The organism is Microcoleus sp. A2-C3 (genome assembly GCF_036706065.1).
Classification (GTDB): domain Bacteria; phylum Cyanobacteriota; class Cyanobacteriia; order Cyanobacteriales; family Microcoleaceae; genus Microcoleus.
Genome location: NZ_JAUBVX010000018.1, coordinates 17,910 through 34,149, shown reverse-complemented (window position 1 = coordinate 34,149; position 16,240 = coordinate 17,910). Strand labels below are relative to the sequence as shown.

Annotated in this window: 3 protein-coding genes; all 3 read left to right on the top strand. The window is 45.0% G+C overall.

All coding sequences use genetic code 11. From position 1 onward, the window contains the following. Positions 1-196: 196 nt before the first annotated feature. The 3 genes from QUB66_RS12210 (at position 197) to QUB66_RS12200 (ending at position 16,190) form a co-directional block, all read left to right on the top strand. Positions 197-694: a hypothetical protein gene (locus QUB66_RS12210; RefSeq protein WP_332968587.1), complete on the top strand. Its 498-nt coding sequence runs from the start codon at positions 197-199 to the stop codon at positions 692-694. 71 nt (positions 695-765) lie between these two features. Beyond that, positions 766-7,365, top strand: a complete 6,600-nt coding sequence (locus QUB66_RS12205) for an FG-GAP-like repeat-containing protein (protein WP_332968589.1) — start codon at positions 766-768, stop codon at positions 7,363-7,365. A 539-nt stretch (positions 7,366-7,904) separates the two neighbouring features. Beyond that, positions 7,905-16,190 (top strand): DUF4347 domain-containing protein, encoded by an 8,286-nt coding sequence (locus QUB66_RS12200; RefSeq protein ID WP_332968590.1) that lies wholly within the window; start codon positions 7,905-7,907, stop codon positions 16,188-16,190. Positions 16,191-16,240 lie beyond the last annotated feature (50 nt).

Here is a 16,240-nt window from a genome sequence, read left to right as displayed (position 1 = left end):
GAGATCCTCCCCAGCCCCCCCTTAAAAAGGGGGGAGAAAGAGGCTCAAAGTCCCCCTTATTCAGGGGAATTTAGGGGATCTCCGGGGAAGAAACAGTATTAAGTGAACCGTATTGAGTCAGAATTTAATTTAATTTTCTTCACTTAGTTAGCAGCAAATATATCGTTAGGCATTCAATATTAATGAGGTTTTTGATATGAATGAAGAATCACAAACTATCTTCTTTCCTGTTTCTCGGTTTAAGTTGTTCGTGATGTCCATAGTAACGTTGGGATTTTATCAGCTTTTTTGGTTTTACAAAAACTGGCAGCTATTAAAAGCGGAAGATGAAAGCAACATTAGCCCCTTCTGGAGAACTGTATTCGGGGGTTTATTTTGCTATCCCTTACTCGCACAGATTAAAAAATGGGCTAAATCTCGCAGTGTTTATGCCAACTTTAGTCCACTCTGGCTGACTGTTGCTTGGATTGCGATTATCCTGTTTTGTCGGAATCTCCCAAGGCCATACACATTAGCGGGATTACTCTCTGTAATCGCTCTGCTTCCAGTTCAAAAGAGTGTGAATGAACTCAACACTATAATGATACCTTACCACGATCCTAACAGTCGATTTTCGGTATGGAATATATTGACAATAGCTGTGGGAGGCAGCCTGCTTGTACGTGCTATCATCGTGTCGCTGATGCCAGCTTAGGTGCGATTTGCATCAGTTTCACAACTCCAAACATCAAAAATTACTGTTGTTAACTAATAGGTAAATTAATCATGTCTACTTTCAGTGCCACTACCAACTTTCCTGTCGGCGCAAATCCCCAATCCCTGACTGTCGAAAACTTTAATAACGACAATATCCAAGACTTAGCGGTCGAAAGCGGAACGGCTGTTTCCCTACTAATAGGGAACAGCCAAGGAGGATTTGGCACTCCCGCCAACGTGAATCAATCCTCTAGTTACACCCCAATTATAGCGGGCAATTTTAACACTGATAATTTCCTCGACCTAGCCTTAACTAGCTGGTCTGGTGGAGAATTTCCTAGTGGTTCAGTTTACATCTTACCGGGTACTGGTCAAGGGACTTTTGGCAACGCCACTTCCTTTTCGGTTGGGACAAAGCTGCCCAGTGCGATCGGCGTAGGAAATTTTAACGCAGACAACTTATCAGACATAGTTGTAGCAGACATTAATGGCGGCGTTTCCATCGGATTACAAAACGCTCAAGGCAATGGTTTTGCTACGGAAGAAAATATATCTCAGGTAGGGACAACTCCAACCGCGATCGCAGCGAGAGACTTTAACGGCGATGGCAGCCTCGATCTTGCTATCACCAGCAGCGGTTCTAACAACGTTTCCATCCTACTGAACACAGGAGGCGCTGGTGCAGACAGATTTTCAATCCCAGTAAATTATGCAGTTGGGACTGATCCCACATCCATTGCCGCAGGAGACTTTAACAGTGACAACATCCTCGATCTCGCCATCACCAACAGCGTTTCTAACAACATTTCCATTTTACTTGGAATTGGTCAAGGTGTCTTTGGCAGTGCCACTAACTACGCAGCAGGAGGCGATAGTCCGACATCGATCGCAGTTGCCGACTTAAACGCCGACAGCAAACTCGATATCGTCGTGGCTAACAATCAATCAAACAACGTTTCTATTCTAACTGGAACCGGTCAAGGCACCTTTGGCAACCCCATTAACTACGCAGTCGGGACAAATCCAAAAGCGATCGCCATCAAAGATTTTAACGCCGACAACAAACCCGATATCGCCACCGCCAACAGCGGTTCTAACGATGTCTCGATCCTGCTGAATACAACCGTTGAGGTGAATTTCGGTGCCGCCACTTACACTGGCATTGAAGGAACAACAGACACCCTCGTTAATGTCCCCGTCAACATCAGTGGCGGCAATCCCTTCAGCGATGTAGTTGTACCGATCGCAATTAACCCCAGCAGCATTGCCACCCAAAATTCCGACTACACTTTTTCACCTACCACTCTCACCTTCAGTGCAGGTACCAACACCCTCACTCAGAATATAGCAGTCACTGTCAAAGCTGACAATATCCCTGAGAACGCCGAAACAGCGGTGTTCAACTTTGGCACAATTACTGACGGGATTGCGGGTACAACAAATCAAGCGATACTGACAATTGCTGCCAATGATGCCGTAGATTACGCCATTGCTGCTGGTACTGCTAGCATCGCAGAAGGCAACAGCGGCAAAACTCCTGTTACTTTTACCGTGACTCGCAGCGGCGGTATAGATGCTGCCAGCAGTGTAAATTATGCCATTAGCGGAACTGCTACAAACAGCAGCGACTACAATAATATCGGCGGTACTGCTGGGGCAACTGGCGTTACTGGTACGGTTAATTTCGCTGCGGGCGAGACATCCAAAACGATTACTTTAGATGTGTTGGGCGATGCCATAATTGAACCGGATGAAACTATTACTGTTACTTTGTCAAATCCGGTTGCACCCGGCCCGACTCCGACTATTACTACTGCTGCCGCTACAACTACGATCGGTAATGATGACACTGCCGGAGTTACCGTCAATCCTGTCAGCGGATTAGTGACGACAGAAGCGGGTGGCACTGCTACATTTACAGTGAAACTTAACACTACACCGAGTGCTAACGTTGCTATTGGTTTAAGCAGTGACAATCCCGCTGAAGGTACAGTTTCTAGCAACAGTTTAACCTTCACTCCCGCTAACTGGAATGCACCGCAAACTGTAACTGTTACTGGTGTTGACGACAGCCTTGCTGATGGCAGTAAAACTTACAATATCGTTACTGCTGCTGCTGTCAGTACCGACAGCAATTACAACAATGTCAATCCTTCGGATGTCAGCGTTACTAACAGCGATAATGAAACTCCTGGCATTACGATTAATCCTGCTAATACAACTGCTACAGAAGGCGGTGCGACTGGCAGTTACAGCGTTGAGTTAAATACTCAGCCAACGGCAACGGTAACAGTCAGTTTTGATACGGGAAATCAAATAAGTGCGATCGCGCCCATCACCTTTGACGCTACTAACTGGAATGTGGCGAAGTCAGTCACAGTAACGGCTACAGACGATGCGGTTGTCGAAGGAAATCATGCGGGCAGTGTTTCTCATACAGCTACCAGTACCGATAGCAAGTATAGTGCGATCGCAATTGGGGGTGTCAATGTCGCCATTACCGATAACGACACTGCGCCAACGCCAACGCCTGTTACCCCAACGCCAACGCCTGTTACCCCAACGCCAACGCCAACACCTGTTACCCCAACGCCAACACCTGTTACCCCAACGCCAACACCTGTTACCCCAACGCCAACACCTGTAGGCATTACCGATAACAAAACCCTATGGTGCGGTTTGGAAAAAGGATTAGACAAACTGGAAAACATTGTTAACGAACAACTCAATGTGTTCAAATTGCCAATTTTAGGGCGACTCAGCGGTATTTCTCCTAATTTTATTAGCGATTTCAAAAATAGTCTAGTCAATACGGTTAAAAATGCAACTGATTTCACACCTAGTCAGCTAGAAAATAGCATTCAGGAGGTTGTTGGTTCGGCATTCGATGTTAAAGTCGAGAGTAGTTCAAATCCCAATGACACTAACTTAGTCATTAAAATCGGCAAAAAATATCAGCTCGATAATATTAATTTTGCTGAAGATTTAGGGCTACCAGCACTAGGCTTAAAAGTCAAAAAAACTCCGAAGCCCGGGAGTCAAATTTTCGCGGCACCGACGGCAAATCTATCTCGTTTTACCAATTTATCCAATGAGATAGAAGCATCAAGTATCAATTCCACTATCAGCGATTCAGACACATTAGCAACTATTATAGATAGTGGTAATGTATCTCGTTTTAGTTCAAGCGTTCCTTATCAAACAGCGATTTCACCAGTTGCTTCTAAATTCTTAAATCTACCTGAGCAATTACCCAACTTTGACTATGAGTTATCTATTGGTGTCGGTTACAACAAAGATTTTGGCTGCTACATCGATACTGACAATACCAAATTAAATGCTAACTTTAAGTTAGGACTTCCTAAAAAATTCAAACCTCAAGCCAACCTCGCTTTTTTACAAGCTGAATTCACCGACGATCCGGAAAACCCAACTCAACTAGATGCCAATTTTGAAGTCAAGTTGAATGACTTAGATAATCTGGGCGGCGCTGATGATGGCAATCGTTTAACTTTGTCTGAGTTAGACGGCAGTTATCAGTTAGAAGACTTATTTCAATCTAGCTTAACCAGTAATGCCAATCTCGGTTTGCACGGCAAAACTAGCATCGACGGAGATGCTGCTTTTCCATCTTTTGACTTCGATTTAGCAGTCAATTGGCCGCTGATTGATTATAAGAATGGCAAATTAAATAATTCGCCTTCATCCTCAACTTCTCCGTCAAGTTCATCGAGTATATCAAATTTCAATTCAGCACTTTTATCTAGCCCAAATTTTTCAGCGTTAAATCAATCGCTAGGTTCCGCAAATTCAAACACAGGCACGACTTCAAATTCATCTTCATTCTTGCCATCAAATAATCAGGGAAATATAGGTTCGCCAACCACCGACAATCCCTTTGGCGGATTGCCTAACCCGAAAGTCGAATTTAACAACCTCAAACTCGATTTAGGAACCTTTATCAGTAACTTAGCTAAACCAATACTCACCACTGTTTCTGATATAATCGATCCTTTTAGACCTGTTATCGATTTCCTGAATACAGACACTAAGTTACTGTCAGAAATTGGCGTTGGTGAACCCTTCGATAACAATAGAGATGGCCAAGTTTCGATCTTGGAACTGGCAACTAAATTATCCGGCGGTAATGTTGCTACTGACTTCTTAAATGCAGTTATCAAAATCGACGAGATATCGCAATTGGCAAATAGCCTGTCAAACTCTTCAGGAAATATTGCGATCGATTTAGGTTCCTACAGTTTAGGCAATATTAATGTTGCCAAGCCAAACTCTAGCCTCAAAAACAAAACACCGATACTGACCAACTCGGTTTCCGATCTTTCTCAACAAATCAATGGTAAAACAGCCGGTAATAAAAAAGAATTTGTCAATCAATTCAAGAGTGTTCCCGGCATAGACTTGCCAATTTTAACCAAGCCAGAAACAGCCATTCAACTCCTTTTAGGAAAACCAGATGTTGTCCTTTTCATCTACGATATGCCTAAACTGGGAGTAAATTTCGATTATCGGAAAACATTTCCTATATTTGGGCCGATAGCAGGGTTGATAGAAGGCAACTTTAATGCGTCAGCACACCTCGCCTTTGGGTATGATACTTACGGACTAAAAGAATGGAAAGACGATGAATTTTCTCCGTCATCAGCCTACAAAGTTTTAGATGGTTTTTACGTAAGCGATCGCGCAAATCCCGACGGTACTGGTGCGGATGTTGAGGAACTAAAAATCAACGCAAATATCGCAGCAGGTCTGGGTATCGATGTCTTCATTGCTTCTGGTTTTGTCAAAGGCGGAATTGAAGGAAGAATAGGGATTGATTTGGTAGATGGTGGAGAAAGTAACGGGACAAGTGATGGTAAACTTAGAGGTTCTGAAATTGTTCCACGCCTCAGCGAACCTTGGAAGTTATTTGACGTATCTGGTCAAGTTAATGCTTACTTGGGTGCGATAGTAAAAGTCGGTTTTAAGATTGAAACATTCTTAGGAGATATCGATTTAGAAAAAACAGTATACGATAAAAATTTTGCCACATTTGAGTTAGCAAAATTTGGCACTGGAGAAAGTTCAAGAAAGAGCGGTAGCGGTGTTAACAGTTACCTGACTGGAGCCAAAGTTTTCTTTGATGCTAACTTTAACGGCATCCAAGATGAAAAAGAACCTTTCACAATTTCTAACGTCGATGGCAGTTTTAACTTAGATGTCTCTCTCCCCGAATTTGACAAAAACAACAGCGGCGAACTCGAACCGGATGAAGGCAGACTTGTCGTTACTGACGGCATAAATACGGCGACTTATTTACCGCAGCAAACGCCACTAACTGCAATACCAGATGCTACGGTGGTTACTCCTTTAACCACTTTGATGGAGAAGTTGGTTGCACAAGGTATCAATTCTAATGAAGCAGAGACTAAAGTTAAAGCAGCATTTGGAGTATCGCCAGCAATTGACTTGACTAGCTACGATCCGCTACAAGCAATTACCCAAAATGACTCTAACGGTTTGGCTGTTTATGCAGTGCATATTCAGGTACAAAATGCAATTGTTTTGACAACGAATTTGATTAGCGGTGGTTCCAATATTGCTAAAACTGAAATTGCCGATCGCCTAATTTCTACCATTGCTAACCAAATTCAATCCGGCGCTGTCGATTTAACCAATCCCGCGCAATTACAAACCGTCATTCAGTCAGCCGCCACTCAACTGCAAGCACAGACAGCATCTAATCTTGCACCGGAAGTTGCTAAAATTATCGCAGAAGGGAATCAGCGGGTACGGGCGATCGCCTCCAGCAACCTCCCATTAGCAGACGCAGCAACTAAAATTGCCAAGGTACAACAAGTAGAACAAGGTGAAGTTGCCAAAGACTTGCAGCAAGTCGCGATCGGCAGCAAGACAATTCAAGAGGCGATCGCCGAAAATACAGGCACATCTTTAGACGCACAAATTCAATCAGCAACCGTCAATAACCCAACAATTCGCCAGAGTGTAAACAGTGACTCCACTCCTGCCCAACCTTTCCCCGACAGCGGCATAGAATTAGTCAACAATTCCCCCAATCAAAAAATCGGTACTGATGGCGACGATACTCTAGGCGGCGACAGCAGCGACGATGTTTTCAGCGGCAAAAAAGGGAATGATTTGATTTTCGGGTTTAACGGCAATGACTGGATTAATGGCAATCAAGGCAATGACTTAATCAATGGCGGTTTTGGCGACGATACCCTTTATGGTGGCAAGGGAATTGATACTATCACCGGTAGCGACGGTGGTGATATCATCTTTGGCAATCTAGGTGATGATATCCTAGACGGTAGCACTGGCAATGATACCTTGCGCGGCGGCAAAGGCAACGATCTGCTCAATGGCGGTGATGGCGACGACTTCCTCAGCGGTGAAATGGGAGATGATAGCTTGATTGGAGGCATCGGGAGCGATCGCTTCCTACTATCTGCCAATTCTGGCATTGATACGATCGCCGATTTTGAAGATGGCAAAGATTTACTAACACTCGCCAGCGGCATTACTTTTTCGCAATTGGCGATCGCTCAAAATGGCGGTGCAACATTAATTCGCTTGGCGGCAACCGGAGAAATTTTAGCTTCTCTAAATGGGGTGTCGTCCAGTCTGATTAGTGCAGTCGATTTCAACTGATATCTTGCACTGATCGCAATAGTCCTTTGACCCCTCTCCCCTCCCTTTGATCAGAGAGGGAAGCCCAATTCTTACTCCCCTTCCGAATAACAAATTTATTCCTTTCCCTCTCCTTGTTCATTGCCTTAATAGACAAGCACAGCTATTCCTGACAAATGATTAAGCGGGGTAAGTAGACAAGCGCGAAAAAACAATAAAATATTTTAGGGGCGGATTTAGCCTGGATCGCGAGATACAAGAGAGTTTATTAGTGCAAAACCCCCCCCGACCCACGTTTTGTTTATTTGTACCCACTTACTTATAGAAGCCGGATTTGGTATAAATTACACTGCTTAATTTCGGTATATTACAAAAAATTAAGTAATTTCACGACAAAAATTATAATTAATGTAAATTTTTGATGAGGATTTCAGTAAAAAGGCTATGTTCGATTCACATGAATTTCTTTGCATGCGCCAGATATTAATCAAACCCCTTGCATAGCTGCCAGCGGTCTAGACATCAGCTATGACAATTGTTAGCCGATCGGTAGGTGTATTATGTCCAACTCAATCACCCAACCTTCTAGCAGATCGATCGCATTTATCGACACAGCCGTACCAGACTATCAAACTTTAGCAGACGGCGTTATCCCTGGAACCGAAGTAATTCTATTGGATTCTAACTGCAACGGCTTAGAACAAATTGCAGAAGCGTTGCAGGGAGGTAAATTTTCAGAAATTCACATCATCTCTCACGGCACACCTGGCAGCCTGGAACTAGGTAAAATTCAGTTGAGTTGGGAAAAGTTGAGCGATCGCGCCGACAATTTCCTCAAAGCAGTCAAGGAATGGGCGCGCTGGCTAACACCAAATGCTGAAATTCTTCTCTACGGCTGCAATGTTGCTGAGGGAAATTTAGGTAAAGCATTTGTACAGCGCTTGAGTCAGCTAACAGGAGCTAGTGTTGCAGCTTCTTCCAGGCTTACAGGCATTGCAGCATTGGGTGGCGACTGGGAATTGGAAGTGACAGTAGGGAAAATTAAAGCACCTTTAGCATTTTGGCCGCAAGTTCTGACAGGTTACAACTACGTTCTCTCCAGCTTCAGTGCGGCCACCAACTTCAGCGCCGGCTTTGCTGCGACGGCAACTCCCATTTCGATCGCACCGGGCGACTTAAACGGCGACGGCTTCCCCGACTTAGCCGTGGCAAACCTTAACTCCAGAGATATTTCTATATTGTTAGGGACTGGTACGGGCAGCTTTGGTACTGCTGCCAACTTATTTAACCTTGGCAACGAGGTTCCCAATTCCATTGCAATCCGCGACTTTAATGCAGACGGCAACCTCGATTTAGCTGTGGCGAATCCTACCACTGGCACCAACGGCAATTTCGTTTCGATCCGGTTGGGGACAGGTACAGGTAGTTTTGGTAATCCTACCAACTTCGGTTCAGGGATAAATCCGAGGGCGATCGCAGCGGGCGACTTTAATGGAGATGGCAAGCCCGATTTAGTCACAGCCGGTAGCAACATTTCAATTCTTTTGGGAGACGGTACCGGTAGCTTTAGCACTCCCGTTAGTATTAATGCAGGGGCATCTCTTTCGATCGCCACAGCCGACTTTAACGGCGACAACAAACTCGATTTAGTCGCGTCGAACAATACCGCTACTAACAACATTTCTGTTATGTTGGGGGACGGTACTGGCAACTTTAGCGCCCCCGTTAACTTTAGCGCGGGGACAGGGAATCATTCTGTCGTTACAGGCGACTTTAATGGTGACGGCAAACTCGATCTCGCCGCATCGAACACTGCCACTAACAACGTCTCAGTCTTGTTGGGGGATGGTACGGGTAATTTTGGTACAGCCATCAACTTTAGTGTCGGATCGTCTCCCGAATCTGTGGTAACGGGCGACTTTAACGCCGACGGCAAACTCGATCTAGCTGCATCCAACGGCGGCGATAACAACGTCTCAGTCTTGTTGGGGGATGGTACGGGTAATTTTGGTACGGCCACTAATTTTAGTGTCGGGACAATTCCCCGTTTCATGGCTGCGGCAGATTTTAATGCAGACGGCAAGTTGGATCTAGCTACGCCGAACTTTTCCTCTAAAGATGTCTCGATTCTGTTGAATTCACCCAATACAGTCAATTTTGGTGCGGCTACTTTCAGCGGTACAGAAGGAACAACAGACACAGTAATTAATATTCCCGTTATCATCAGTGGTGGCACTCCCTTAAACGATGTAGTTATACCAATTGTTATCGATCCGAGTAGCACAGGCACCCAAAATTCAGACTACACGATTTCCCCTAACTCGATTACTTTCGCCGCAGGTGCAACAGGTTCGGCACTTACCAAGAATGTTGCATTTACTATTAAGCCTGACAATATTCCAGAGAACGCCGAAACCGCAATTCTCAATTTGGGTACAATTACTGGAGGCGTTGCTGGTACAACAAAACAAACAACACTGACAATTGCAGCTAACGGTCAAATTTCTTACGCCATTGCTGCTGGTATTCCCAGTATCCTCGAAGGCAACACAGGCACAACTCCTCTAACTTTTACTGTGACTCGCAGCGGCGGCACTGGTGCGGCGAGTAGCGTCAATTATGCGATCGCCGGAACTGCTGTCAACGGTACTGACTATAACAAGATCGGCGGTACTTCCGGGGCAACAGGTCTGACTGGTACGGTTAATTTCGCTGCGGGCGAGACATCCAAAACTTTGACGCTGGATGTTTTAGGCGATAGTGCGATCGAACCTGACGAAACTATTACTGTCACGTTATCGAATCCAGTTGCACCCGGTCAAACTCCGACAATTACAACTGCTAGCGCGACAACGACTATTACTAATGACGATACTGCCGGAATTGCAGTCAATCCCGTTAGCGGATCAGTGACGACAGAAGCGGGTGGCACTGCGACATTTACCGTCAAACTTAATACTCAACCTAGTGCTAGCGTGAGCATTGGTTTGAGTAGTGACAATCCGGCGGAGGGAAAAGTTTCTAGCAATAGTTTAACCTTCACATCTGCTAACTGGAATCAACCGCAAACGGTAACGGTGACGGGTGTTGACGACACCATTGCTGATGGCAGTAAAACTTATAATATCGTTACCGCTGCGGCTGTTAGTACCGACAGCAATTACAACAATGTCAATCCTTCGGATGTCAGCGTTACTAACAGCGACAACGAAACTCCTGGGATTACCGTTAACCCGACAGCGGGATTAACTACGACTGAAGCAGGCGGTACGGCTAATTTCAGCGTTGTCCTGAACACGCAGCCGATCGCACCAGTGGCGATCGCACTCACCAGTGACAATCCCGCAGAGGGAACTGTTTCGACAAATAGCCTAACTTTCACTCCCAATACCTGGAATACTCCGCAGCAGGTAACGGTAACAGGTGTTGACGACAGTGTAGCCGATGGCGATCGCGCTTACACTATTGTCACCGCTGCCGCTGCGAGCACTGATAGCAATTACAGCAACCTCAATCCCACCGATGTCACTGTTAGCAATAGCGATAACGATACAGCAGGTGTCAGCATTTCTCCTGCGATCACAACTGCTACAGAAGGAGTTGCGACTGGCACTTATACACTTAAACTAAATTCGCAGCCAACTGCACCGGTCACAGTTAGCTTTAATACGGGCAGTCAAATAAATGCGATCGCACCGATTAATTTCGACACGACTAACTGGAATGTCACGCAACCAGTCACTGTCACCGCTGTTGACGATGCGGTTGTTGAAGGAAATCATACGGGCAGTATTTCTCATACGGCTGCGAGTGCTGATGCTAAGTATAACGGAATTGGGATTGTGGACACGACGGTGGCGATTACCGATAACGATATAGCGCCGACACCAACACCAACTCCAACGCCGATACCGACGGGAACGCCATCACCGACACCAACTCCGACACCGACGGGAACGCCGACTCCGACTCCGACACCAACTCCGACTCCGACACCAACGGGAACGCCGACTCCGACACCAACTCCGACGGGAACACCGACTCCGACGGGAGCACCGCTACCGCCAGACTCAAATTCGCCGACACCGACACCAGTCACGCTAACACCAACGTCATCTGCACCGCGAAGGATTGGCAATGACACCATTGCTGGTGGCATCGATGCAAAGAATTGGTGCGGTGTAGAAGCTGGATTGGATAAACTTGAGAAAATTTTTGACAATCAATTACAGGCAGTTAACCTACCCATTATCGGCCCACTCAAGAACATTTCCCCAGATTTTATTAGCAACTTCAAGACTAAGCTAGTCGATGCAGTTAAAAATGGGGCAAATCAAACGACAGATCAGTTAGAAACAACTATCCGCAATGTACTTGGGTCAGAGTTCAAGGTTAAGGTAAATCAAAATTCCACTCAAGATGAAAATACTTTGCTAATTTACATTGGCAAACAATATCAAATTGCCGATGCTAACCTCTCCCAAAATTTAGCAGTACCAGGATTAGGTTTTACTACAGATGGAAAAGGACAATCAAAAGCGGATTTTGACTTGTCAATAGCTGTGGGTGTCAATAAAGATTTTGGTTGCTTTATAGATACCAACAAAACCAAGCTGACAGCTAATTTTGACGCAGGAATCGATGACAAGTTTAAGGCGAAAGGCAATTTAGGCGTTTTACAACTTGACCTGAATAATCAAGCTCAAAATCCCACTAAGACTGAAGCTAAGTTTGCCGTCAATTTGAAAGATTTAGATAATTTGGGAGGTGCGAATGATGGCGATCGCTTAACTCTCTCAGAACTGAACGGCAACTATCAGTTGTCAGATTTATTCGATTCTACCTTAACTGCGAATGCTAATCTAGGTCTCCAAGCTAAAACTAGCATTAAGGACAATCCTGCTTTTCCTTCCTTCGGTTTCGATTTGGGTGTTAAGTGGCCGATCGTTAATTATGCTAACGGTCAATTAACGACACCGCAACAGCCAACAGTTAACATCGATAATGTCTCTTTTGAATGGGGGCAAACATTAGAACAGTTAGGTCAACAATTAAATCAGCTTCAGGACAATTTGAATCAAAATTTAATGCAAGTTAACTTGCCAATTTTAGGGAAACTGAAAGATGTTATCCCAGGCAATTCAGATGCTTTAAATTTCATTGACACTGTGAGGGAGAGTACGGTTAATGAGTTGAAGTCATTGAGTGTTAGCAGCCTCAGTTCTACCCTTCAATCTCTCATCCAAGACTCGATTGGTGGTAATTTCAATTCCGAAGCATTAGGTTCAAAATTAACTTCTGAATTTAGCCAGCGCTTTACTCAAAAACTTGCCAGCAATTTGCAAGAAGGATTAAGAAAATATTTCCCTGAGTCCGTCTCGACAAAATCTTTTCTAGGTCTCTATTTCCCCAGACCGAGCTTGAAGGTAATTGGTAATGGGACTCCAGACGATATCAACCTGCAAATTTCTCTAGATCGAAATTATGATTTCCCAGATGTTAACCTTTCTGGAGATTTAGGAATTCCGGCATTAGGTTTAAATGTCAATGGTAAAGCGCAATCCAAATTTGACGGCAATTTGTCCTTGGGATTTGGCGTCAATAAAGATTTTGGCTTCTATGTTGACACCAACAAAACTAAACTGGCAGCCAATGTAGAAGCTGGTCTCGATGATAATTTCAATGCCCAAGGTAACTTAGGATTTTTCCAAATAGACCTTGCCAACGATGCAAAAAATCCTACCAAAGCTCAAGCAAAATTTGCAGTAAAATTAAATGATTTGGATAATTTGGGAGGTAATAATGATGGCGATCGCTTAACTTTCTCAGAACTGACCAGCAACTATCAGTTGTCAGACTTATTGACTCCCACCTTAAATAGCAGTGCTAATCTCGGTTTAAAAGCTAAAACTAGCATTAACGGGAATGCAGCTATCCCCTCCTACAACTTCGACTTAGCAGTCAATTGGCCGATTTTCAATTACGCCAACGATCAATTAACCGGGCCGCAAAAACCAAATGTTGCATTCAAAAATATGCAGCTCGACTTGGGTAGCTTTATCACGGGTTTTGCCAAACCTATTATTACCAAAGTCAATGATGTTGTTAACCCGGCTCGTCCTATCATTACTGCACTCAACAGCGATATTAAACTGCTGTCTGAATTCAGTGCTATCAGGGATTTCTTTGACCAAAATAACGATGGCAAGGATGGCAAGGTGACGCCGAAGGATGGTAAGGTGACGCTGGTCGAAGTGGGTGCAAAGCTGGCAGGCAAAAAGATCGATACTCGATTCCTAGATGCCCTTCAGTACATCGGCGAAGCAAGTCATTTGCTCAAGAGTCTTTCATCTCAAGAGGGCAACATTGCTATAGATTTAGGTGACTACGCGATCGATTTCGATGCCACAGATCCCAACGCTGATACTAAAACCGCTAAGACAACTAAAACCAAAATCCCGGCATCTCCCACTGACCAAGCTAAATCAAAGTCAAAGGGCAAGACTCAAGAGTTGCTGACCCTCTTTCAAAAGATGGATGGGCTGAGTTTTCCGATCTTGACCAATCCTCAATCTGCCATCGACTTGCTGATGGGTAAACCGGATGTCAACTTGTTCACCTATAAAGTGCCAAAACTAGACTTTAACTTCAAGATTGATCAAGAGTTTCCTATCTACTCCATTCCTAAGGTAAATGTAGGTGTCAACGGCAAGTTAGAGGGAGAGTTTGAAGCTAAAGCTAACTTTGCGTTCGGCTTTGATACTTCTGGACTTTCTCAATGGAAACAATCTGGCTTTAATGCCTCAGATGCCTATAAAGTTCTCGATGGCTTCTACGTGAGCGATCGCCAAAATGCGAATGGTACGGGAGACGATGTAAATGAACTCAAGCTCAAGGCTAGTATTAAAGCTAGCGGCGGGGTTAATGTTTTGGTAGCTAAAGCTTATCTCACGGGCGGTATTGAGGCGAATGCTAAGTTAGACTTGCTCGACGTGGGCGAAGACCTGAGCAAGGGCACCAGTGGCGATGGCAAAATTCATGCCTCAGAAATTACTTCCGGTATCAGTAATCCGCTGAACCTGTTTGAAGTCAATGGCGATGTAAAAGCCGCCCTAGATTTTAAGGCTGATTATCGCTCGGTCAAATTGAGCTGGACGGAACTCCCTAAGGTTACATGGAACACAGCTTACGAGAAGCACCTGGGTGAAATCAAACTGGCTGACTTCCGATTGGGAAGTGGTTCGACGCGCAAGAGTCGTGCCATTGACGGTTACATAACGGGTGGGCAAGTCTTCTTTGATGCCAACTTCAATGGGGTGCGAGATGATAATGAACCCTTCGCCTTTACTAACCCTGATGGCAGCTTCGACCTCACAATAGAACTAGAAAAGTTTGACAAAAATCAGGATGGCAAGATCGACTCTACCGAAGGCAAAATTATTATGACCAACGGGATAGATGTCTCGACCTATTTGCCTCTAGACACTCAGTTGTCTTCTACTCCCGAGTCAGAGGTGGTGACACCTTTAACTACCGTCATCGCTGAGTTAGCCCAGCAAGGTACTAACCCTGAAACTGCTGAAACTCAAGTGAAATCGGCGCTGGGGCTGCCGGCTGATGTTGATTTGGGCAGCTACGATCCGCTAGAAGCAATTACTCAAAACGATCCGAACGGGTTAGCTGTTTATGCCGCCCACGCCAAAGTACAAAATACCATTGTCTTGGTAACTAATTTAATTAGCGGTGCTTCAACCACTGCTAAAAATGAGATTGCCGATCGCATTATTTTCACCCTTGCCAACCAAATAAAATCTGGCACTCTCGATTTAAGCAATCCAGCACAATTGCAGACCATTATTCTGTCGGCGGCAGGCGAACTGCTTTCCCCGCAAGTATCTCCCATTGCCTCCGATGCTGCAAAAATTATTGCAGAGGGCAATCAACGGATTGGCGCGATCGCATCCAGCAATTCCTCGTCTTCAGATGCAGCCACCGAAATAGCCCGCGTACAAAAAGTCGAACAAGGCGAAGTCGCCAAAGACTTGCAGCAAGTAGCAGCAGGAAGTAAAACGATTCAGCAGGCGATCGCAGAAAATACAGGCGCATCCCTAAATACCCAAATTCAGTCGGCGACAGTTAACAACCCTACTGTCCGCAATACTGTAACAGATGATTCCAGCGCACCTTCAAATCCCGAAGAACCCTTCCCCGATAGCGGTATAGAATTAGTCAAAGATGGCCAAAACACTGTCGAAAGCACTGATGGTGATGATACCCTAGTCGGTAGCGCTGCTGATGATTTGTTGCGCGGCAAAAAGGGAAATGATTTCCTGTTTGGCCTTGATGGCAATGATTGGATCAACGGCAATCAAGGCAATGACTTGATCGATGGCGGAATCGGCGATGATACTCTCTACGGCGGTAAGGGTTTTGATACCTTGACAGGTGGTGCTGGTAATGACTTTATTTCTGGTAATCGAGGCGCAGATATCCTGATGGGTGAAAAGGGCGACGATACCCTCTACGGCGGTCAAGGCAATGATATTCTGCTAGGAGGTGAAGGCAACGATTACCTCAGCGGCGATTTGGGAGATGATACTTTGATTGGAGGCTTGGCGAGCGATCGCTTCTTACTATCTATTGATGCGGGCATCGATACTGTTGCTGATTTTGAAGATGGCAAAGATTTGCTGATTCTCGGTAATGGAGTGACTTTCTCGCAATTGGCAATTACTGAAAGTAATGGCATAACTCAGATTAGTTTTGCCTCAACCGGAAAAGTTTTTGCTTTTCTAACTGGGGTATCTTCGAGTCTGATTAGTGTCGCCGATTTTGCCTCAATCTAATAGCAAGTAGTCGCAGATAACCGTAGTTATCTGCGACTCTCAGAAATTGG